At 64.1% G+C, this 20,169-nt stretch carries 14 protein-coding genes and 2 pseudogenes; 14 read left to right on the plus strand and 2 right to left on the minus strand.

All coding sequences use genetic code 11. The features are described from left to right. Positions 1-281: 281 nt before the first annotated feature. Both J2126_RS18835 and J2126_RS18840 read right to left on the minus strand, forming a co-directional pair. A complete protein-coding gene (locus tag J2126_RS18835) occupies positions 282-1,640 on the minus strand; it encodes a tyrosine-type recombinase/integrase (RefSeq protein ID WP_209488368.1) in 1,359 nt (452 codons plus the stop codon). Between the two features lie 684 nt (positions 1,641-2,324). Continuing rightward, positions 2,325-3,305, minus strand: a complete 981-nt coding sequence (locus J2126_RS18840) for a LysR substrate-binding domain-containing protein (protein WP_209488369.1) — start codon at positions 3,303-3,305, stop codon at positions 2,325-2,327. Between the two features lie 134 nt (positions 3,306-3,439). On the opposite strand from J2126_RS18840, the gene J2126_RS18845 reads away from it, so the two are divergent. From J2126_RS18845 to J2126_RS18910, 14 genes and pseudogenes are all read left to right on the plus strand, one after another. Next, entirely contained in the window at positions 3,440-4,891 is a 1,452-nt protein-coding gene (locus J2126_RS18845) for an aldehyde dehydrogenase family protein (protein ID WP_209488370.1), read from the plus strand. 34 nt (positions 4,892-4,925) lie between these two features. Further along, positions 4,926-6,716, plus strand: coding sequence for a thiamine pyrophosphate-binding protein (locus tag J2126_RS18850; RefSeq protein WP_209488371.1), 1,791 nt, complete (start codon positions 4,926-4,928; stop codon positions 6,714-6,716). A gap of 34 nt (positions 6,717-6,750) precedes the next feature. Then, the gene (locus tag J2126_RS18855) at positions 6,751-7,986 is read left to right on the plus strand and encodes an ABC transporter substrate-binding protein (RefSeq protein ID WP_209488372.1); all 1,236 of its coding nucleotides are present in this window, start codon (positions 6,751-6,753) and stop codon (positions 7,984-7,986) included. 54 nt (positions 7,987-8,040) lie between these two features. Then, entirely contained in the window at positions 8,041-8,910 is an 870-nt protein-coding gene (locus J2126_RS18860; RefSeq protein WP_209488373.1) for a branched-chain amino acid ABC transporter permease, read from the plus strand. Continuing rightward, the gene (locus tag J2126_RS18865; protein WP_209488374.1) at positions 8,907-11,474 is read left to right on the plus strand and encodes a branched-chain amino acid ABC transporter ATP-binding protein/permease; all 2,568 of its coding nucleotides are present in this window, start codon (positions 8,907-8,909) and stop codon (positions 11,472-11,474) included. The genes J2126_RS18860 and J2126_RS18865 overlap by 4 nt, the downstream gene beginning before the upstream one ends. Continuing rightward, positions 11,474-12,310 carry a sugar phosphate isomerase/epimerase family protein gene (locus J2126_RS18870; protein WP_209488375.1) on the plus strand — a complete coding sequence of 279 codons (837 nt, stop codon included), beginning with the start codon at positions 11,474-11,476 and terminating at the stop codon, positions 12,308-12,310. The genes J2126_RS18865 and J2126_RS18870 overlap by 1 nt, the downstream gene beginning before the upstream one ends. Further along, the gene (locus J2126_RS18875) at positions 12,307-13,221 is read left to right on the plus strand and encodes an NAD-dependent epimerase/dehydratase family protein (protein ID WP_209488376.1); all 915 of its coding nucleotides are present in this window, start codon (positions 12,307-12,309) and stop codon (positions 13,219-13,221) included. Before J2126_RS18870 ends, J2126_RS18875 begins: the two co-directional genes overlap by 4 nt. Positions 13,222-13,231: 10 nt before the next feature. After that, positions 13,232-13,654: a cupin domain-containing protein gene (locus tag J2126_RS18880; RefSeq protein ID WP_209488377.1), complete on the plus strand. Its 423-nt coding sequence runs from the start codon at positions 13,232-13,234 to the stop codon at positions 13,652-13,654. 12 nt (positions 13,655-13,666) lie between these two features. Further along, positions 13,667-14,635, plus strand: coding sequence for an NAD-dependent epimerase/dehydratase family protein (locus J2126_RS18885; protein WP_209488378.1), 969 nt, complete (start codon positions 13,667-13,669; stop codon positions 14,633-14,635). 192 nt (positions 14,636-14,827) lie between these two features. Continuing rightward, complete coding sequence (locus J2126_RS18890) at positions 14,828-15,517, plus strand: SDR family oxidoreductase (RefSeq protein WP_348634340.1); 690 nt, start codon at positions 14,828-14,830, stop codon at positions 15,515-15,517. Beyond that, positions 15,514-17,223 carry an FAD-dependent oxidoreductase gene (locus J2126_RS18895; protein ID WP_209488379.1) on the plus strand — a complete coding sequence of 570 codons (1,710 nt, stop codon included), beginning with the start codon at positions 15,514-15,516 and terminating at the stop codon, positions 17,221-17,223. Before J2126_RS18890 ends, J2126_RS18895 begins: the two co-directional genes overlap by 4 nt. A gap of 62 nt (positions 17,224-17,285) precedes the next feature. Next, positions 17,286-18,010: pseudogene (locus J2126_RS18900) on the plus strand (IS3 family transposase); the annotation flags it as partial. A gap of 226 nt (positions 18,011-18,236) precedes the next feature. Next, the gene (locus J2126_RS18905) at positions 18,237-19,259 is read left to right on the plus strand and encodes an IS110 family transposase (RefSeq protein WP_209483277.1); all 1,023 of its coding nucleotides are present in this window, start codon (positions 18,237-18,239) and stop codon (positions 19,257-19,259) included. 232 nt (positions 19,260-19,491) lie between these two features. Next, a pseudogene (locus J2126_RS18910) lies at positions 19,492-19,824 on the plus strand (transposase); the annotation flags it as partial. Positions 19,825-20,169: the final 345 nt, after the last annotated feature.

The raw sequence follows: 20,169 nt of genomic DNA on the forward strand, positions 1-20,169 counted from the left end.
GAGGGCAATGCGATGATTTCCCTCGACAGCTCCCGTCTGTCCATCCCGCTTTGCTCGGTGCATGATCACGCCGAGGAACGTGCGGAATTCAGGGCGCCATCCGAGATGACGATCAATCGTAGCCGCTTGCCGCCTAAAGTGGAGATGTCCGGGCGGCGAGAGATGGCGGGCTTCTCATTCTCCATCATGATGCGCATTCGGGCGATTTGGTCAGTCACGCCGCCATGCTCACGGGCGCCCTATCGATTGTCCAGTCCAGGGCATAGGGAAGCTATCCGGCCTCATGCGGCGACATGCTCGCATTCAGCATGTTCCGCCTCCTCATCGCCGGCCACCCTGCGGAGAAACCGGGCCAACGCTGCTTTCCGGGAGCCGCGATCGAGCGCATAGGCGGTCTGTTTGAACTCAATTCCGTCGAGAAGTCCCTGGATGTAGCCGGAGATGGTGTCTGCGGCCATGATCAGAGCTGTGTCGAGCGTATGGATGTAGTTGCTGGTGACCGATCCCTTCGCATGGCCGACCAGGGCGGCGATGGTGACCTCGGTGAAACCGAGATCGTTCGCAACGCTGGCGAAGCTGTGGCGGAGGATGTGAGGGGTGACATCGGCTAAGGGCGAGTTGGCGAAGATCTTCCTCCAGTGATTGGGGAAGCTGCCGAATGCGCTCTCGCCGCTCCGGCCGGGGAAGACGTAATCTCCGATCGCCTCTTTCCGACGCTTCTCCAGATATTCCACCACGGGCAGCCCGATGGGCCGAACGGAGCTTCCCTCCTTGCTGTCGGTCAGACGGAGACAGCTCGAATTCGTATCGACTTCTGTCCATCGCAGCGTGACCATCTCCATGCGACGGCACCCGGTTTGGGCGATCTGGCGGATGATCTCGACCGACATCCGGTAGTTCTCGTTCTTGGAAGCCGTCTTGAGCAGGTCGCCGAGGACGCGATATTCGGCTTCGCTCAGCCGCCGGGCTCGGACATTGTCCTTCGGCCGCCGCACACCGTGCGCCGGATTCGTCTCGATGATCCCGGCTTCGACCGCATAAGTGAGGATTCCGCCAAGCAGGCCGATTGTACGCGTGGCAGTGCCGGCACCGCCTTTCACGATGGACTTGCCGCGCAGGTCCTTCGTTTTGACGGTGAGGCGCGTCTTCCCCGCCATGATGTCCTTCATGGCCTTCGTGATGTCTGCTTTCGTAAGGTCCCTGACGCGACGCGAGCCGAGGAGGGGAACGATATGACGGTGGATGCGGCCAAGATCAGAGGCGATCGTGCTGTGCTTCTTGGGGCGCCCACCCTTTCCGAGGATCAGCCCTCCTTGCAGGTCAGTCAGATAGAGATCGCAGAGTTCTTTGACCGTAAGCGCTTTGCGATCCAGCAGCCGCTCTTCGGCCGGGTCGTCGCCTTGCGCGATCCGGCCCAATTGCGCCTTGGCTTCCTGGCGCGCGCGTTCCGGCGTCCACACTCCGTGCAGCCCGATCGTGAACCGGCGCGATCGGCCAGCCGACCGATACTGCAGGACGTAGCTTCGCTTTCCGGACGTGAAAACCCGGAGGCCAAAGCCAGGGAGCTCATCGTCCCAGATCACGTAATCCTTGGCGCCGGCTTCCGCGGCATCGACGGTCCTTTTGGTGAGCTTAGCCATGGGGTTTCTCCGCCCTGATCGCTTCGTCTCGCGTGAGCGCCAGTAAGCAGCAGGAAGAAAGTGGTGGCGGAGAGAAGGATAGTCTCGGCTAGGGTGCGCTACACAATATTTTTCAGTAACAGTATGATATCGCATTTCTTCGCGCTCCATCGTAAATTCGACGGAGCTACTAGTAGTCCCTCCGAAGGCGGAGGCCGCACGTTGCAATCGTGTCTGGTGCGCCATCGCAATTAGAAGTTGCTTTGGTATTTGCGCGGAAGTCGCGCTTTTCCATCCTGTCGCTGGAAGCCCATCGACCGCCTTGGCAAGACCGGGGCGCGGCTCCCGCCTGGATCTGAATCTCGCCTTCTCCAAAATTCGACGGTCTATGAGACGCTCGGCTGGGCGACCATGCTTCCACAGCGTTGGGGTCAATGCCCCAGACAGGGGTCAATATTCGGCGCCGATATGGGGTCAGGTTTCCGTGCCGATTGACACTCCGCCGCCTGGCGGTGGCTCATCCCGCCCGCCACCGCGGCAAGAACACGGACCCGAAGATCAAACGACAGAGCCTTCACCATCCCTGCCGGCCTCCTCCTCCGGCAGGCAGCTTGAATCAGTTCCGGCGTGATCTGGAAATCTCTGCTGATTCATGATGATCGGCTTCGCTCTAAGTGAATAACCGCGGCATTTTCATCGCGGGGCTTACTCGGCTGCGGCTTGCGAGGTGACGTTGGTATCGTCGAGGGGCTCCACAAGTGAGACACCCTGCCATTTTCCAGTCGTCACGAGAATATTCACTGTATCGTGCAGTTCAAGTGCGACGGCCGACGCCGCTGGAGACAATAGGTCCCTAGATATCGAGTAGAGATAGTTTCGGCGATTGAGTGTCGCATCGGCGATGCGTATAGCGCGCCAGTTTCGGCCATGCTCGCCTTCATGATGCAGCGCAGACATCGGCTTAATGGTGACGCCCATGCCGTCATAGACGCATTTCATCAGGAGTGTGAGCGAGTCGATCTCAGCGACGACATGCGGGGTGAGATCGCGGCGATCGAATTCCGCAACGATGCGGCGCCGCAGTCCGTGTGTGCCGGTCGGCAGAATGAGCGGCAATTTGGCGACATCATTGACCGAGATACTGACCTGGTCTTCCGGCACATGGCTGCTGTGCCGCGGCAAAAGAAGAAATAACTCCTCATCCAGCAACGGAATCGCATCGAGCTTGGACGAAACGTCGCTTGTGAAAAGAATCGCAAGATCAAGCTGTCCGAGCCGCATCATCTGCGCGATATGCCCGCTCATGCCCTCAACCACATTGAGCAGGACGCCCGGGTACTTTTCATGGATGCACCGCATCAGCGGCAGGCCCAGAGCAACCAGTGTTGTCGATGGAAGTCCGAGCGAGACCATGCCGCGGACGGCACCTGTGTCCTGGCGCGCAATCGACAGGGCCTGGTCAAGCTGGCGCAACATGAAGCGCGCGTGGTGATAGAGCGCGAGCCCGTTTTCGGTTGGGGTGACGCCGCGCGCGGAGCGAATCAGCAGCGGCTTGCCGACTTCATCCTCCAGCTTGGCAAGCTGCTGGCTTAGCGCTGGCTGAGCCACGAACAGGCAACGCGATGCCTTTGACAGGCTGCCGCTTTCGACGATCTGGGCAAAGTACCGCAGCTGGCGCAGATCCATGGGGCACCGGGCATATGAGGAGTTTGGCCAAGGGATATAGGTGCTGCTTATAGCACCCAATGTAAATCGGTATTTTCGCTTATGCCCAATCGGCTCTAAGCCGCAAAGGAACGAGAAAACGGGGAGTTGAAGCAATGGCAGATGCCGCGGCGCCGCAAATTACGGCCGCTTTGCCTGCCTGCCGGCTGTTGATCGGCGGCCAGTGGACGAAAGGAGCGTCCGCTGCGGCCGTGATGGACAAGTTCCGCCTTGAGCCGTGCATGTATGCTCAACTGCCGTCACGCCAGCAGGTGTCAGATTGCGTTGCCGCAGCCGATGCCGCCTTTCAGGCCAGCACTCTGACTCCCTATGCGCGCGGTGCCATCCTCGATCGTGCCGCCGCGTTGATCGAGCAGCGGGCGGAAGAGCTTGCCGACGCACTGGGCAAGGAGGCGGGCTTCCCGCGCCGCGACGCCCTGGGCGAGGTCCGGCGCACGGTGGTCACATTCGGGCTCTCCGCCGAGGAAGCCCGCAACTTTCGCGGCCAAACGGTTCCCATCGAAGGCGCGGCCGGCCAGGCCGGACGGCTCGGCTTCACCCTGCGCGTGCCGCTCGGGGTCATCTGCGCCATCACGCCGTTCAACGCGCCGTTGAACACGGTCGCCCACAAGGTCGGCCCCGCGCTGGCCGCCGGCAATGCGATGGTCCTGAAGCCATCGCTGCATACGCCCATGTCGTCCTGCATCATGGCCGAGTGTCTCCTCGAAGCGGGACTTCCCTCGGGCTTGATGTCGGTCCTCCATGGGGATGCCGAAGTCGCGCAATGGCTGCTCCAGGAGCCGCTGGTGCGCTTCTACGCCTTTACTGGCAGCACCGAGGTGGGGCGGTCGATCCAGGCGGCCGCCGGCTTGCGGCGCACGCAGATGGAACTCGGTTCGATCGCCCATTGCATTCTCTGCGAGGACGCCGATCTCGACGTCGCGCTGCCGAAGGTGATCAACGCCAGCTATCGCAAGGCCGGGCAGGTCTGCACCTCGATCCAGCTCCTGCTGGTGCAGCGGCCTCTGATGGCGCACGTGATCGATCGCCTGGTGCCGATGGTGAAGGCGCTGCCATACGGCGATCCGGCCGATGACAGGACGGTGGTCGGGCCAGTGATCAGCGAAGCATCGGCGCGGCGCATCGAAGCTTGGATCCGACACGCGGTCGATCACGGTGCGCGTCTCCTGGCGGGCGGCGAACGCGAGGGCGCCGTCGTTCCGCCGGCCCTGCTCACCGACGTCCAATCGAGCACGCCACTCGGCTGCCAGGAAGTGTTCGGACCCGTGCTTTGCGTCGCGCCGTTCGATTCGATGGACGAGGCGATCGCGCGCATCAATTCGACGCCGTTCGGCCTGGCCGCCGGCATCTTCACCAAGCGTATCGATGTTGCGATGCAGGCCGCCCTCAAGCTGCAGGTAGGCGGCGTCCACATCAACGAGACGCCGAGTTCTCGTGTCGACGTCATGCCCTATGGCGGCTCCAAGGATAGCGGCTTCGGGCGGGAAGGCCCGCACTACGCGATCCGCGAGATGAGCGAAGAACGCATGATCACCATCTTGGCCTGAGATGCTTGGCGACCAAGAACCATAGGAAAAAATTATGGCAAAAATGAAGGGTGGCGAAGTCATCGCCGAGTATCTTGTCAAGCAGAACGTGCCCTTCGTCTTTGGGATCTGCGGACACGGTAACGTCGGCATCCTGGACGCGCTGCACGCAGTCCGCGACAAGGTCAAGCTGGTGTCCCCGCGTCATGAGCAGTGCGCCGGGCATATGGCGGACGCATATTTCCGCGTGAAGCATCAACCCGTCGCCACGCTGACATCGACCGGGCCGGGGTCGGCCAACATGGTGATGTCGCTCGCGACGGCGCTGGCGGATTCCTCCACCTTCATGGCCATCACCGCCAACGTGCCGACCTCCCAGGCCAATCGCGGGCCGTTCCAGGAGCTGTACGCGCATAACCAGGCCGACTTCGCCCAGGTTCTTCGCCCGGTGGTGAAGCGCTCGTTCCAGCCCAGCCGCGTCGACATGCTGCCCCTGGCACTGCGTCAGGGCTTCGATACCATGGTCACGGGCCGTCCCGGACCGGTCAACCTCGACATCCCCTATAACGTTTTCCAGGAGGAAGACGACGTCGAGCTCCCGCCCCTGTCCCATGTGCATGGGGGGCATCGTCCCAGCGCCAGCGCGGACGATGTGGCGGCGGCTCTGGATCTCCTGTCGAGCGCGAAGCGTCCCGTCTTCTTCATTGGTCACGGTACGACGCTCGCGGAAGCGGGTCCCGAGATCGCGGAATTGCAGCACAAGCTGGGCATCCCGGTCATCACGTCGCCGAATGGCATGGGTTGTGTTCCCGCCGATGACCCGCTGACGCTCGGCTTCATCGGTCGAAATGGGGCCTATCCGGCCAACCAGGCTGGCCGTTTCGCGGATCTGGTGATCTGCATTGGCACGCGCTTTGACGATCGCTCGTCCTCGAGCTGGCATCCCGGCTATTCCTGGAACTTCCCGCACACGAAGCTGCTTCAGGTCGATATCGATCCGGCGGAGCTCGGCCGCAACTATCCGCCGACCCTCGGCATCATCGCCGACGCCAAGGCGTTCGCCGCCCAGATGATTGCCGCGCTGCCGGAGCATCCCGAGATCACCCGCGAAGCCTTTGCGCCATGGCGCGAGGACGTGGCGAAGTGGGTTGCCGAGTGGGAGGCGTTCGTGCGCCCCAATTTCAGTTCGGTGACGACGCCGATCCGGCCGGAGTATGTCGTCGGCGCGCTGCTCGACGTCCTGCCCGACGATGTCATCCTCTCGCTCGATTCCGGTGTGCACCACAATTGGTTCATGCAGTTCTGGAAGCCCACGCGCTCGCAGAGCATGCTGAACAGCTGGGGCTATTCGTCCATGGGCTTCGGCGTTTGCGGCATCCTTGGCGCGCAGCTGGCGGCGCCCGATCGTCCCTGCGTGGCGGTGGTCGGCGACGGCGGCTTCATGATGGCGCCCTATGTGGTCGCCACGGCGGTCGAATATGATCTGCCCTGCATCTGGATCGTGTGGAACAACTTCGCCTGGGGCGCCATCCGCGACCTGCAGTACGGCCTGTTCGAAGGCCGCGAACTTGGCACCGCCTTCTACAAGGGCAACCAGGGCCCCGGCGGCGATCGTTACAATCCCGATTTTGCGGCCTGGGCGCGCGCCTGCGGCGCCGACGGCGTGACCGTCACTCGCAGCGAGGATCTGCGTGGCGCCGTCGAGGCGGCGATCAAGAATCGTCGCCCCTGTGTGATCGACGTGCATGTCGATGCGGAGGTGCGGCCGCCGTCGACCGGCACATGGGAACTGCCCCCCATCCCCTTCAAAGAACCAGTCTTCGGCAAACCCCACCGCACGAGCTGAAGCAAAACACCAAATAATACGGGAGGAGAACAACATGACGACATTTCCCACGCAGCGAAGGGCCTTAATTGGTGCCATTGCCGGCGCCATGGCGCTGTCGACCTTGGGCCTTGGGGCTGCTTATGCGCAGTCCGCAGAGCCCATCCGCATTGGCCTGATCTATTCGAAGCAGGGTCCCGGCGCAGCCATCGGCCAGTATCTGCAGCGCGGCAGCGAACTCGCCGTGGAGCAGGCCGGCGGCAAGGTGCTCGGTCGTCCCATTGAGCTGGTGTGGCTCGACGAGCCCAATCCGCAAGTTTCTCAGCAGAACATGCAGAGGCTGGTCGACGAGAGCAAAGTGGTTGCGGTCGTCGGTGGCAACTATAGCTCGTCGGCGCTGGCGATGATGAGTGTCGCCAATCGCGAGAAGATCCCGCTGATCCTGACCGGCGCTGCGGCCAGCGAGATCACCGGAAAGAGCTGCAGCCGCTATACATTCCGGACCCAGGCGACCGTGCCGGTCCAGATGGAAGGCCTGATGCCTTACGTCTCGCAGATCGGCAAGAAGGTGTACTTCATCACGGCGTCCTATGCGTTCGGGCAGGACATTCTCCGCGCCTCGCGCGCGCTGCTCAAGAAAGTGGGCGCAACTGAAGTTGGCGTCGATGAAGTTCCGATCAATACGGCCGACTACAGCTCCTACATCCTGAAGATCCGCCAGGCGAAGCCTGATGTCGTCGTCGGCGGCCTCGTGGGCGGCGATTTCTCGAACTTCCTCAAGCAGTGGAACGAGATGGGGATGAAGGACAAGATCCCCTACGCCGCCATCGCCGTGACCGACACCGATTTCTGGGACGTGGGCGCCCAGGCGTCGACCGGAATCTATGTGAAGCCGTGGTATTACAACAATCCGAAGAATACGGCGGCGGAAAAGAAGATGACCGCCGATTTCGAGAAGAAGTATCACGAGCCGCCATCCGACAAGACGTGGTCGGGCTGGATCGGCATGCGTGCCCTGCTCGAATCGATCGAGGCCGCCAAGTCCACGGATCCGAAGGCGATCGTGACCCAGCTGGAGAAGTGGAAGAACACCGAAGAGGCCTTCCCATTCTTCTTCCGCGAATGGGATCACCAGATGGTGCGTCCCGCCGTCATCGTCGGCGTCAAGAAGCAAATCACCGACAAGTGGGACTATTTCGACGTTCTGAAGAATACGTCCGACTCGGCGGCCAGTACCGAGGCGGCGTTCGGCACCAAGGAAGAGGTTGGCTGCAACATGCCGCCTCTCTGAGCCGGCAGGTCGCCCGGCGCCCTGTTTCGTCGCAGCTTCCGAACGGATGGAAACATGCTTGACACCCTCGTCTCACAGACAGCCAACGGTCTTGTCCTTGGCTTCATCTACGTCCTGATTGCCGTGGGACTTTCCATCACGTTCGGACTGCTCGGCGTGATCAATTTCGCTCACGGCGCGTTCTTTGCGCTGGGTGCCTACGCGGCCTGGCAATTGTTCCAGCTGTTCGGCTGGCCGGCGGTGATCTTTGCGCCGCTCCTGGTCGGATTGGTGGGCATGCTCGTGGAGGTGACGATCATCCGTCGCCTCTACGGCAAGGAGCCGTTGCTGAGCCTGATCGTGACGTTCGCGCTTGCTCTGCTGATCGAAGCGCTGATCCGCTATATCTGGGGGGCGGATGGCAAGCCCTTCAACGCACCGCCGGCCCTGCTCGGGATCGTCGAGGCCGGGCCGCTGCTGATCACCAAGTATCGTGTCGCCGTGCTCGGCGCCACCATCGCGACCCTGCTCGGCCTTTGGGCCTTTCTGGCCTGGACGCCCTATGGCCGGGTTCTGCGCGCCGGCAGCCGGGATCCCGAAATGGTGGAACTGCTGGGGATCAATCTGCCGCGCGTTTTGACGGCAGTGTTCGGCCTCGGCTGCGGGCTGGCGGCCATTGCCGGCGTGCTTGCGGCCCCGCTCTGGACGGTCTCGCCGTCGATGGCGGCGAATGCGGTGATGCCGGCCTTCGTCGTCGTGGCCATCGGCGGTCTCGGATCGTTTCGTGGCGCGGTCGTGGCCGGCCTCGCCGTCGGCATCGTCACGTCACTGACGATCCAGTTCAAGCCCGAGGCTGCCGCAGCTTCGATGTACGTCCTGATGTTTGCAATCATGCTGCTTCGGCCGCGCGGCCTGTTCGGCGAGCGCTGGGAGCGATTCGAATGACAAATGGTCGCTCAATTCTGTACCGCCTCTGGGACCACCCCATCTTCATCATGTCGGTGGTGCTGATCGCGGCGACGGGCATCGCGCTCGCCACGGGCATGCCGATCCATCGCATCACCCAGATCGCCATCTACACGCTCTATGCCGGCGGTGTGAACTTCCTGATCGGCTATGTCGGACTTGTCCCGTTCGGCGCCTCCTTCTTCTTTGGCTGCGCCAGTTACGCCCTTGCCATCGGCAGCGGCATGCTCGGCGGCAACGAGATCACCGGCATCATCATCGCCGCGCTGTTCTCGCTGCTTCTGGCCCTGATTGTCGGTGCCATCATCCTGCGGCGGCGCGGCCTTTATTTCTCGTTGCTGACGCTCGCCTGCTCGCAGATCGCTTTCGAAATCGCGTTCAAATGGACCAGCGTGACTGGCGGCGAGAACGGCCTGCAGAATGTCGAGCGGCCGCTGTTCGGTTCGGCGGTGTCGTTCCACATCTTCGCGCTGGTCACGGTTCTGGGAAGTTGCTGGGTCATGTGGCGCCTGGCTCACGCACCGTTCGGACGGTTGATGCAGGCGATCCGAGACAATGAACAGCGCGTATCGAGCCTCGGCTTCGACACCTACCGCACGAAGCTGATCGCGCTCATCGTCGCGGGCGGCGTCATCGGCGTGGCGGGTGGCCTCATGTCGCTGCTGCTGCAAGGCGTCTATGCCAACAATCTGAGCTGGCAGCATGCCGGCGACCCGGTGCTGATGGCGGCGCTGGGCGGCGTGCACCACTTCCTGGGCCCGCTGTGGGGCGCCATCATCTTCATCACGCTTGAAGACCGCCTCAGCGCGTTCACTGAAAACTGGTGGCTGCTCTTCGCCCCCATCATCATCGCCTTTGCCCTGCTGTCCCATGAAGGCGTGCAAGGCATCTTCCAGCGCCTGATCGGGCGCAGCCGCTGGACGCTGACGCGGTCGGTGATCCCGCCCCGTCCGTCGAAGATTGCGCCGCTCACATCGGCCCAGGCGGTCGTTTCGGACTCTTCGGCGCCAATTCTCCTGATCCAGAACGTGTCGAAGCGCTTCGGCTCGATCGTCACCCAAGAGTCAGTCTCGCTGGAGGTGAGCCGGATCGGCCTGCACAGCCTGATCGGTCCCAACGGCGCTGGCAAGACGACCTTGTTCAATCTCCTCACCGGCGTTCACAAGATCGATGCCGGCGCCATCCTGTTCGAAGGCGAGCCGATCCAGCATCTGGCGCCGCACAAGCGGGCGCGGCTCGGCATGTCGCGTTCGTTCCAGATCCTGAGCGTATTTCCCAACCTCACGACCTTTGAGAACGTGCGTATCGCGGTGCAGGCCGCGCAGCGCCAGTGGGGCGGCTACTGGAATGACGCCTATGACAACGAAGCCGCAAACGCGAAAGTGTGGTCGCTGCTCGATGCCGTGGGCCTCGCGGACCGGGCGGGAGAGACGTGCGCATCGCTCGCGCACGGCGAAAAGCGCCTGCTGGAAATCGCTGTGTCGCTCGCGACGGAAGCCAAGCTTCTGTTGCTCGACGAACCGCTGGCCGGCCTTGCCGAGTCCGATCGCAAGGTCGTCAGCCGCCTGATCCAGCGCCTCGCGAAGTCCTACGCGGTGCTGCTCATCGAGCACGACATCGACCGCGTCCTGTCCATGTCGGACCGCATCACCGTGCTGCATCAGGGCCGATTGATCGCCGATGGCAAGCCGTCCGAGGTGGCCGGGCATCCGGAGGTGATCGCAGCCTACCTGGGCAGTGCCCATGGCAAGGCACTGCCGCCACCGCGGGCCGCCGCGGATCGTCCGGTCCCCACGTCCCCTGCGTCCGCGGCTCCGCTGCTCAAGGTCGAAGGCATTTTCGCCGGCTATGGCGGAGGCACCGTCCTCGATGGTCTGGATCTCGTGGTCCAGCCGGGAGAAGTCGTCGCCCTGCTGGGTCGCAACGGCGTCGGCAAGACCACGTCGCTGCGGGCGATCACCGGCGTGCTGCCGCTGGCCGCGGGGCGGATCACCTTCGACGGCAAGGAGATCAGCGGGCTGCGCCCCGACGAAATCAATCGCCTGGGCATATCGCTGGTGCCCGAAGGCCGTCGCTTGTTCCCCAACCTGACGGTCGAGGAGAATCTCAAGCTGGCGGCGCGGCGCGGCGGCGCTTCACAGGAGGAAATCTGCGATCTGTTCCCGAAATTGCGGGGGCTGATGCGGCAACGGGCCGAAAACCTCTCCGGGGGCGAACGCCAGATGGTCGCGATTTCGCGCGCACTCATGGTGCCGAGCCGTCTGATCCTGCTCGATGAGCCGTTCGAAGGCCTCGCGCCCGCCGTCGTGCAGGAGGTCCGTGAGGCTGTCGCCAAGCTCACCCGGAAGGCCAGCCTCGTGATCGTCGAACATCACGCCGAGAGCGTTCTGGCGATGGCTGATCGGGCCTACGTGCTGGTCAGCGGCAAGGTGGCGTTCAGCGGCGATGCCGAAACGCTGGCGGGCGATATCGCGCTGCAGGAGCGGCTGCTGGGCATCACCAAGGTCGCCGATCTGGCTCCAACCGAATTGCGGGCGGTCTGATGGCGCGCGACATCGGCATCAACACCTACGGCTATATCTGGTCTACCCCGGCGGCCGCGTGCGTGCGCCGTCTGGGACGGCTCGGCTATCGCCAGATCGAGTTCCTGCTGCAGCCCCCGCATCTGTCGTTCGACGATTTCGGACCAGCCGCGCGGCGCGAGCTGCGTGCGATTCTGCAGGATGCAGGCGCCTACAAGACCGCGATCAACCTGCCGAGCCTCGACCACAACCTCGCCAGCCCGTTCGCGCGCGTGCGGGCCGCGTCGGTGAAAATGTTCGAGGACACCATCGATCTTGCCGCCGATATCGGTGCCGGGACGGTGGTGGTGGTGCCGGGGCGGATGAGCCCGCTGTTTCCGCCGAGCGTCGCCGACCGCACCGGCTGGGTCGGCGATGGCATAGGCAAGCTGTTGCCCCATGCCGAGGACCGTGGCGTCGGCCTCGCGATTGAGAACGTGCCGTTTGCCGCCTTTCCGGATGCGGCTGCGTTGGAGCGGTTTGTGCGCGGATACACCTCGCCGGCGATCGGGGTGTGCTACGACGCGGCCAACGCGCATTTCATCGGGGAAGACCCAGCCGCCGGCATCCGGCAACTCGCCGATCTGCTGCGGATCGTGCATTTGTCCGATACCGGGCAGGACAAATGGCGTCATGACCCGATCGGCACGGGGACCGTGCCGTTTGCCGAGGTCGCCAAGGCGCTCGACGCGGTCGGCTTCGAGGGCGCCACCACCCTGGAGATCATCGGCCAGGATCCCGATGCCGCCATCCTGAGCAGCCATCGCGCGCTGGAGCCCCTCGGCTTCGTGCCGTGCACGGCCGGAGTTGTCCCATGAGCACCATTCTCGTCACCGGGGCCGCCGGATTGCTGGGGCGGTTCGTCGTGCGCGAACTGATGGCGCATGGCCATCATGTGCGGGGTCTCGATCGGCGCGCCGGCGATGCCCATATCGACTGGCACGTGGGCGATGTGACATCGCCCGAACTGGTGCAGCGCGCCATGGCCGGAGCCGATGGCGTCCTGCACCTGGCGGCTATACCGAATATCTGGTCGGGTGACGGCCAGACCATCATGCGCGTCAACCTGCTCGGCACATATACCGTGCTCGACGCGGCGGAAGCGGCAGGCGTCGGGCGCGTGGTTTTCTGCTCAAGCGATTCCGTGGCAGGCTATACGGTGCGCGAGGGCCGGATGCTGGCGCCGCATTATGCGCCGCTCGATCTCGATCATCCGCTCCTCGCAACCGATCCCTATGCCATCAGCAAGGTGGCCGGAGAAGACCTCGTTCGCGCCTACGCGCTACGCGGCCTCTCGGCGGTGGCGCTGCGCACCGTTTTCGTCGCCTATCCCGAAATGGCGGGCGAGATCGTGGCGCGGGCCAGGGATCCGGATCGCTACCGCGGCCCGATGGTGGGAGGCCCGTCATCGGCCGGCGGCGGCCCGTTGCATCACCACATCGACCCGCGCGATCTCGCCCGTGCCTTCCGGCTCGCCTTCGAACTTCAGATGGAGCCGGGCGCGTTCGAGCGCTTCTACCTGTCGGCGCAGGTGACGCTGTCGCCCGAGCCGACCCTAGACCGGCTGCGCCGGCTGCATGGCGGAGCCGTCGAAATTCGCGATCGGGACCTCTACGTCCGGCAACCCTTCGCGCCGCTTTATGACCTGTCCCACGCGGCCGAAGGTCTGGGCTTCGTCGCCGAACATGACCAGCGCCACCTGCTTGCCGGCCTCCCAGCATTCTCTTGAGGAGTTATCAATGACCTTCGTCTCTCCCGAACCGAACGCCTTCGCCGATGCCGGCGAAAAGAAATATGCGGTCACCCGGAATCTCGCCGAACTGCTCTGGATCCAATATCCGGGGCACTTCAATCAGGCGCTCTCGAAGGCGATCGTGACGCCCGAGACCGTCGGCAGCCGGTTCTTCGACCATCGCATCTCGTGCTACGAGCCCGGTGCCCATGTGGAAAGTCATTCGCACAAGGTCCAGGAGCAGATCTATCACGTGCTGAGCGGCGAAGGCATTCTGACCGTCGACGGCGAGCGCCGCCTCGTGCGCGCCAATGACGTGACCTACATTCCGCCCGGTGTCGTGCATGAGTTCCACTGCACCGGAACCGATACACTGACATTCCTCGTGATCACCTCGCCGCCGACGGACGACGAGCCGCAGCCGCGGTGACGGGGGGGCACCATGGCAAAGAAAATTCTCGTCACCGGCGCCAGCGGCTGGCTCGGCAGCGCCATCGTGGAGGCGCTGCTGAAGCGGGGCGATGCGGTCGTTGCGACCGATATCGCGGTGTCGCCCGCGATCGCCGCGCTCGCGGCGCACCAGCCGCAGCTGGCGACTGCGATCGCCGATCTGGGCGAGTGGCATCAGGTGATGCGCTTGTTCGAGACCTATCGACCCGATGCGGTGATCCACGCCGCCGCGATCGTCGGCGTGGTCCAGGCGGCGGACATTCCGATCAAAGCCCAGCGCGTCAACGTGGAGGGCTCCATCAACCTGTTCGAGGCCATGCGCCTCGGCGGCGTGAAGCGGGTCATCCATATCAGCACCGAGGAGACCTACGGCGATTTCCGCGCGCCCGTGATCGACGAGGATCATCCGCAGACGCCCCTCAGCGTCTACGGCCTCACCAAACTTGCCGCCGAACATTACGGCCGGGTCTATTCCCGCGAGCACGGCCTCGAATGCATCAATGTGCGGACCTGCTGGGTCTACGGCCCGCATCTGCCGCGCTTGCGGATGCCGCGGACGTTCGTCGAGGCGGCCCTGCGCGGGGAACCCTTCCACCAGGCCGATGGCGGGACCTTCGCGGTCGATCAGGTCTATATCGACGACACGGTCGCCGGCGCGTTGCTGGCGCTCGACAAGCCCAAGCACACCTATGACGCCTACAATATCGCGACCGGCGTCTCTCCCACGCTGCGTGACACCGCAGAGGCGGTCAACCGGGCCGTTCCAGGGGCAAGGATCACGGTCGGCGACAATGGCCCGTATCACCACGGCGGCCGGATCTTGAGCGCGCTGAAAGGCGCCCTCGATATCAGCCGGGCGAGGACCGAGCTTGGCTATGCGCCACGCTACGATCTTCAAAGCGGCATCGAGGCAACCATCGTGGCGACGCGGGAACGAATGGCCGGTCCACCGTCCTCCTGACGGGACAGCCCGTCAGGATCGCTCTGCCGCCTGCGCCTGTGCGCAATGCCATCGCGCGCGATCCGGCGGATCAAAGAGGGGGGAGGCGGGCGGCGCACGACGGATGGGGTTTGATCTGTCGCGCTCGAACCGCCGGTGTCCTCCCCATCCCCTTATCTAGAGGACCATCTTATGACGATGTCATCTCCCGTAGTGCTCATTTTCGGCGGTTCGCGCGGCATCGGTGCCGCCTGCGTCAAGGCTTTTTCCGACGCCGGCTGGCAGGTCGCCTCGACCTATTCGACCCAAGCCTCCGCCCCGGCCTCCGGCAAGAGCTATCAGGCCGACATCCGCGATGCGGCGTCGGTGGCCAAGGTGTTCGATGAGGTCGAAGCCGATTTCGGCGCCGCGCCGCAGGCTGTCATCGCCAATGCCGGCGTCAACGTGCCCGGCGCGCCGATGGTGAGCTTCAGTCCGGACCACTTCCGCCAGCTGCTCGACGTCAATGTCGTCGGCGCGTTCAACGTGCTCGCCGAATCCGCGCGCCGGGTGAAGGACGGCGGCGCGATCGTGGCCGTCACGACGTCGCTGGTACGCCACGCCGTTCCCGGCACCGGCCCATATGCGGCGACCAAGGCCGCCGTGGAAAGCCTGGTGCGCGCGATGGCGAAGGAACTGTCAGGCCGTGGCGTGCGCGTCAACGCCGTGGCTCCGGGGCCGGTGGACACCGACCTCTTCAACGCGGGCAAGACCGACGAAGCCAAGCAACGCATGGCCGGCTTCAGTCCATTCAACCGTATCGGCCGTCCGGAAGAGATTGCGGAGGTCGTGCGCTTCCTCGCCTCCGAGCAGGCATCCTGGGTGCAGGGCCAGATCGTGCAGCCGAATGGCGGAATGGTATGACATCATCGGGTCCTGATGCACCGGACGAGGTCTTCGACGTCGTCGTGGTGGGCGCGGGTGCCGGCGGCCTCACCGCCGCAAGCACCGCGGCGGCGCGGGGCTGCTCGGTCCTGCTGCTTGAGCAGGCCGATGTCGTCGGTGGCACGACGGCAATCTCCGGCGGAATGGTATGGATTCCGGCCAACCACAAGGCTTCCGGGCAGTGTCCAGACAGTCTTGAGGCGGCGCGCACCTATCTCGCGGCAACTGTGCCCGGCACCGACCGGACGCGGCTGGAGGCCTTCCTGGCGAGCGGCGACGCGGCGATCCGCGATCTGGAAGCGCGCACCAGCCTGCGCCTGCAGCCGGTCGTCACCTATCCCGACTATTATCCCGACCTGCCCGGTGCGACGTCAGGCGGGCGCGTGCTCGAACCCGTCCCGTTCGATGCGCGCGTCCTCGGCAAGGCCTTCGCGCTGGTGCGCGATCCGCTGCCGGAATTCACCCTGTTCGGCGGCATGATGATTAGCCGTCAGGACATTCCGCACCTGCGCCGTATGACGAAGTCACCGCGAGCAGCGTTGCACGTGGCAAAACTGCTGTTCAGATACGGCGTGCAGCGTCTTGGTGCCCGCCGCGGCACCACGCTTTACCTCGGCAATGCCCTCGTAGCGCGGTTGCTGAAATCCGTCATCGATCTCGGCGTCACCCTTCGCACCGGCATGACGGTAGAAGCGCTGCAAGCGGGTGGGAACGGTCGCATCGCGGTGCTGGAAACGCGGGATGCGGCGGCGCGCGCGGGGCGCGTGGGCGCGCGCCGCGGTATCGTGCTCGCCACCGGCGGCATCTCGCACGATGGGGAACTGCGCCGCGCCTTCGTCCCGGATAGCGCAGGCGCGCTGACGGCGACGGTGTGTCCCGGCACCGCACCGCGCGGGGCGCGGTTGGCGACGGCGATCGGAGCCCAGCTCTCAGCGCCGACACGCGATGGCGCCTTCTGGGTACCGGCTTCGACCTTTACGCGGGCGGACGGCAGCCGCGGTGTCTATCCGCACACGGTGACAGACCGCGCCAAGCCGGGTCTGATCGCCGTCGATGGCCATGGACGGCGTTTTGTCAACGAGGCCGTGTCCTATCACGAATTCGTCCGTGCCCAGCTGGCGCATGCCAGCAGCGCAATCCCGGCCTGGCTGATCTGCGACAGCCGCTTCCTCTGGAAGTACGGGCTCGGCAAGATCAAGCCGTTTGCCGCCTCGGTGCGAGCAGACGTCACGTCGGGCTATCTCAAGTGCGCTGATACGATCGGCGCGCTCGCCCAGCTGATCGGTGTCCCACCCGACGAACTGGAACGCACCATAGCCACGTTCAACGCGCACGCCGATTGCGGCGAAGATCCGGCGTTCGGGCGCGGCTGCAATATCTATCAGCGATCGCTCGGCGACGCCGATCAGCAGCCCAATCCCTGCGTCGCGCCGCTGACGACTGCGCCGTTCTACGCCGTCGCCGTGATGCCTGCCGATCTCGGCATGTCGGCAGGCATCGTCACCGATGAAGAGGCGCGCGTGCTGGCGGTCGACGGCAAACCGATCCCTGGCCTGTATGCCTGCGGCAACGATATGGCCTCCATCATGGAAGGTGCCTATCCGGGGCCGGGGATCACGCTCGGTCCCGCTTTGACATTCGGCTGGCTTGCGGGACGAAACGTTGCAGCGGAGCCCATGGCGTGACGACACCCTCATCCATGCCCGACGTTCTCGTCATCGGCGGCGGCAACGCGGCCCTGTTCGCCGAGAACTTCGCGGTCTACGGCGTGCGCAAGGTGTGGCGGCAGATGATACGGGAGGTTTTTCCGTAGCCCGCTGTACCGTCGAGCGGCTCATGCGTGAGATGGGCCTAGCAGGCGTGATCCGGGGCTGGCCGGTTTGCACGACGATCGGCGACAAGGCAGCCATGTGCGCGCTCGATCCCGTCAACCGCCAGTTCCATGCGCCATCGCCGAACAGGCTCTGGGTGTCGGATTTCACCTATGTCGCGACATGGGCGGGGTTCGTCTACGTCGCTTTCGTGATCGACGGTTTCGCGCGCTATATCGTAGGGTGGGCGTCAGTCGGACGGCGCATGTCAGCTTTGTGCTGGATGCGCTCGACCCGGCGCTTCAAGATCGCCGGCCGGTTCATCGTGGGGGCCTGGTCCACCATAGTGATCGCGGATCGCAGTACGTGTCCATCACGTACACCGAGCGCCTCGCCGAAGCCGGGATAGAGCCCTTGGTCGGCAGCGTCGGCAACAGTTATGACAACGCTTTGGCCGAGACCATTAATGGTCTCAACAAGGCCGAGGTCATCCATCGGCGTGGGCTATGGCGATCCCTCGAACCCGTAGAATACTCGACCCTCGGAACGGGTCGACTGGTCCAACAATCGGCCCCTGCTGGAGCCAATCGGTAATATCGCGCCAGCGGAAGCCGAGGAACGATACTATTCCATGCTCGACGAAGAGCGCATGGCCGCATAACTTAAACCAAATAGCCTCTGGCAAAATCCGGGGCGGTTCAGAGAACTGACCTGCGACCCTAATCCTCCTCCAGATTTGGATCGAGTCCGTCGACACGGAGACGGACGATTCGTGCCTCACGGTTCACTGAGGAGATGGGGTATTCGGTCCTGATCTCTTGAGCCGTTTGCGGCGTTCGGCGGCGAAGAGGACGATCGGGGCCTGAACCCAGCGCCGGGAGGTCCCCATGGTGTACGTCGGCCTTGATGTCTCTTTGAACTCCGTAGCCGTCTGTGTCATCGACCGGGAAGGTCAAATCCTGAAGGAGGCGAGCGTGGCGTCGGAGGCGTCCGCCATCTCGCAGTGTCTCCAGCCTTGGCGGGATCGGATTGCGAAGATTGGGCTTGAGGCTGGGCCGATGTCGGAATGGCTGACTGCGGGTTTGGCGGAGCTTGGTTTTCCCGCCATCAGCCTGGAGGCGCGGCAGGTGAAGGCGGCGTTGTCGGCAATGCCCGTCAAGACCGATCGGAACGACGCGCGCGGCATTGCCCAGGTGGTCAGGGCTGGTTGGTACAAGGTCGTGCACGTGAAGAGCATCGGCAGCCAGCACGCGCGAACGTTGGTGGCGGCGCGCAAGCACCTGATCCGCTCCATTGCCGCGTCGGAGCAGACACTTCGCGGATTGCTCCGTCCCTTCGGCTTGAAGGTCGGCATCGTGTCGCGGGCCGGATTTGCCTCTCGTGTCCGAGATCTGGTTGGCAACAACGCCATCCTGGCTGAGGTGATGGCTCCCCTATTGGCAGCCCGGGACGCACTGATGCAGGAGTACCAGCGCCTTCATCGCCTGGTCGTCCAGGCTGTCCGGAATGATCCGGTCTGCCGCCTGTTGACGACCATGCCCGGAATCGGGCCGGTTTCCGCTCTGACGTTCAGAGCAACGATCGATGCGCCCGAGCGTTTCGCCCGCTCCCGGTCCGTCGGGGCTTATCTCGGGCTCACACCTCGGCGGTATCAATCGGGCGAGATCGATCGGACCGGACGGATCACCAAAGTGGGCGACGGGGAGACGCGAACTGCGCTGTTCGAGGCCGCCAACGTCATCCTGCGACCGAGCACACGCTGGTCACCGATGAAGGCCTGGGCGGTGCGCATTGCTCAGCGTCAGGGAAGTAAGCGGGCGAAGGTCGCTCTGGCTCGCAAGATGGCGGTCGTTCTTCACAGCATGTGGCGGAACGGCACGGAATTCCGATGGACTGCGGCCGCGGCGTGATCGACCCGGCTGTGGTTCCCTGAACGCCCGTCGCGGGGCGCGGGATGATTGAGTTCGCATGATCTGTCGTCGCAGCCGCTGACGCGGCCGAGCACGCCGAAGAGCTTGAACCGGTCATTCCATCGAACACCATCATGTGGCGATCCTCGACCACGGACAGAAGCAAAGAACCCGCGACGTGCCATCATCGGGGTTGACGACACCGGACCGAATACAGAAACAGATCATTGGGATGCTGAAGGGGCAGGAGGCGGGAGCAAAGACCGCCGACGTCTGCCGCAAGCACGGCATCTCCTCGGCCACCTTCTACAAGTTCAAGGCGAGGTACGGGGGCATGGACGTGTCCGATGCCCGCCGGCTGAAGGCGCTTGAGGATGAGAACGCCCGCCTGAAGAAGCTGCTCGCCGAGCAGATGCTGGACAACGCCATCCTGAAGGATGTCGCCGCAAAAATGGAGACGCCCGATGCGAGGCGTAAAGCCGTGGCCCTTGCCTGTGCCGAGCACGGGGTGAGCCTGCGTCGGGCGTGCAAGGCCCTGAGCGTCGATCGCGCCAGCCCGCGCTACCCCACCGGAAGCTGCTGGTGCTGGCGCTGCAACTCCATCACACAGGCGCAAATCCGTGCGTACCGCGCTGGTGGAGGCGCTCAGCCTGAGGCTCACCTTCCACGGCGTGCATGAGAACGCCGGCCTTGAGGCCGACGCAGCCTTCGCCTGCGAGCGGCAGGTGGACCAGGAGGGTCCGCCGCATCCTCTCCGACGCTCAGCCGGTGCTGGGCCGTTAGATCCGCTTGCCGGCGACCTGAGCCGGGGCTGCCTTTCTCCGGAACGGGGGGAGGGACTCACATGGAAGTGTCGCCGTGGATCTTACCTAAGGGAACATTGTGGCCATCACGTCATTGGCCCCTGTGA

Source organism: Xanthobacter flavus, from assembly GCF_017875275.1.
GTDB lineage: Bacteria > Pseudomonadota > Alphaproteobacteria > Rhizobiales > Xanthobacteraceae > Xanthobacter > Xanthobacter flavus_A.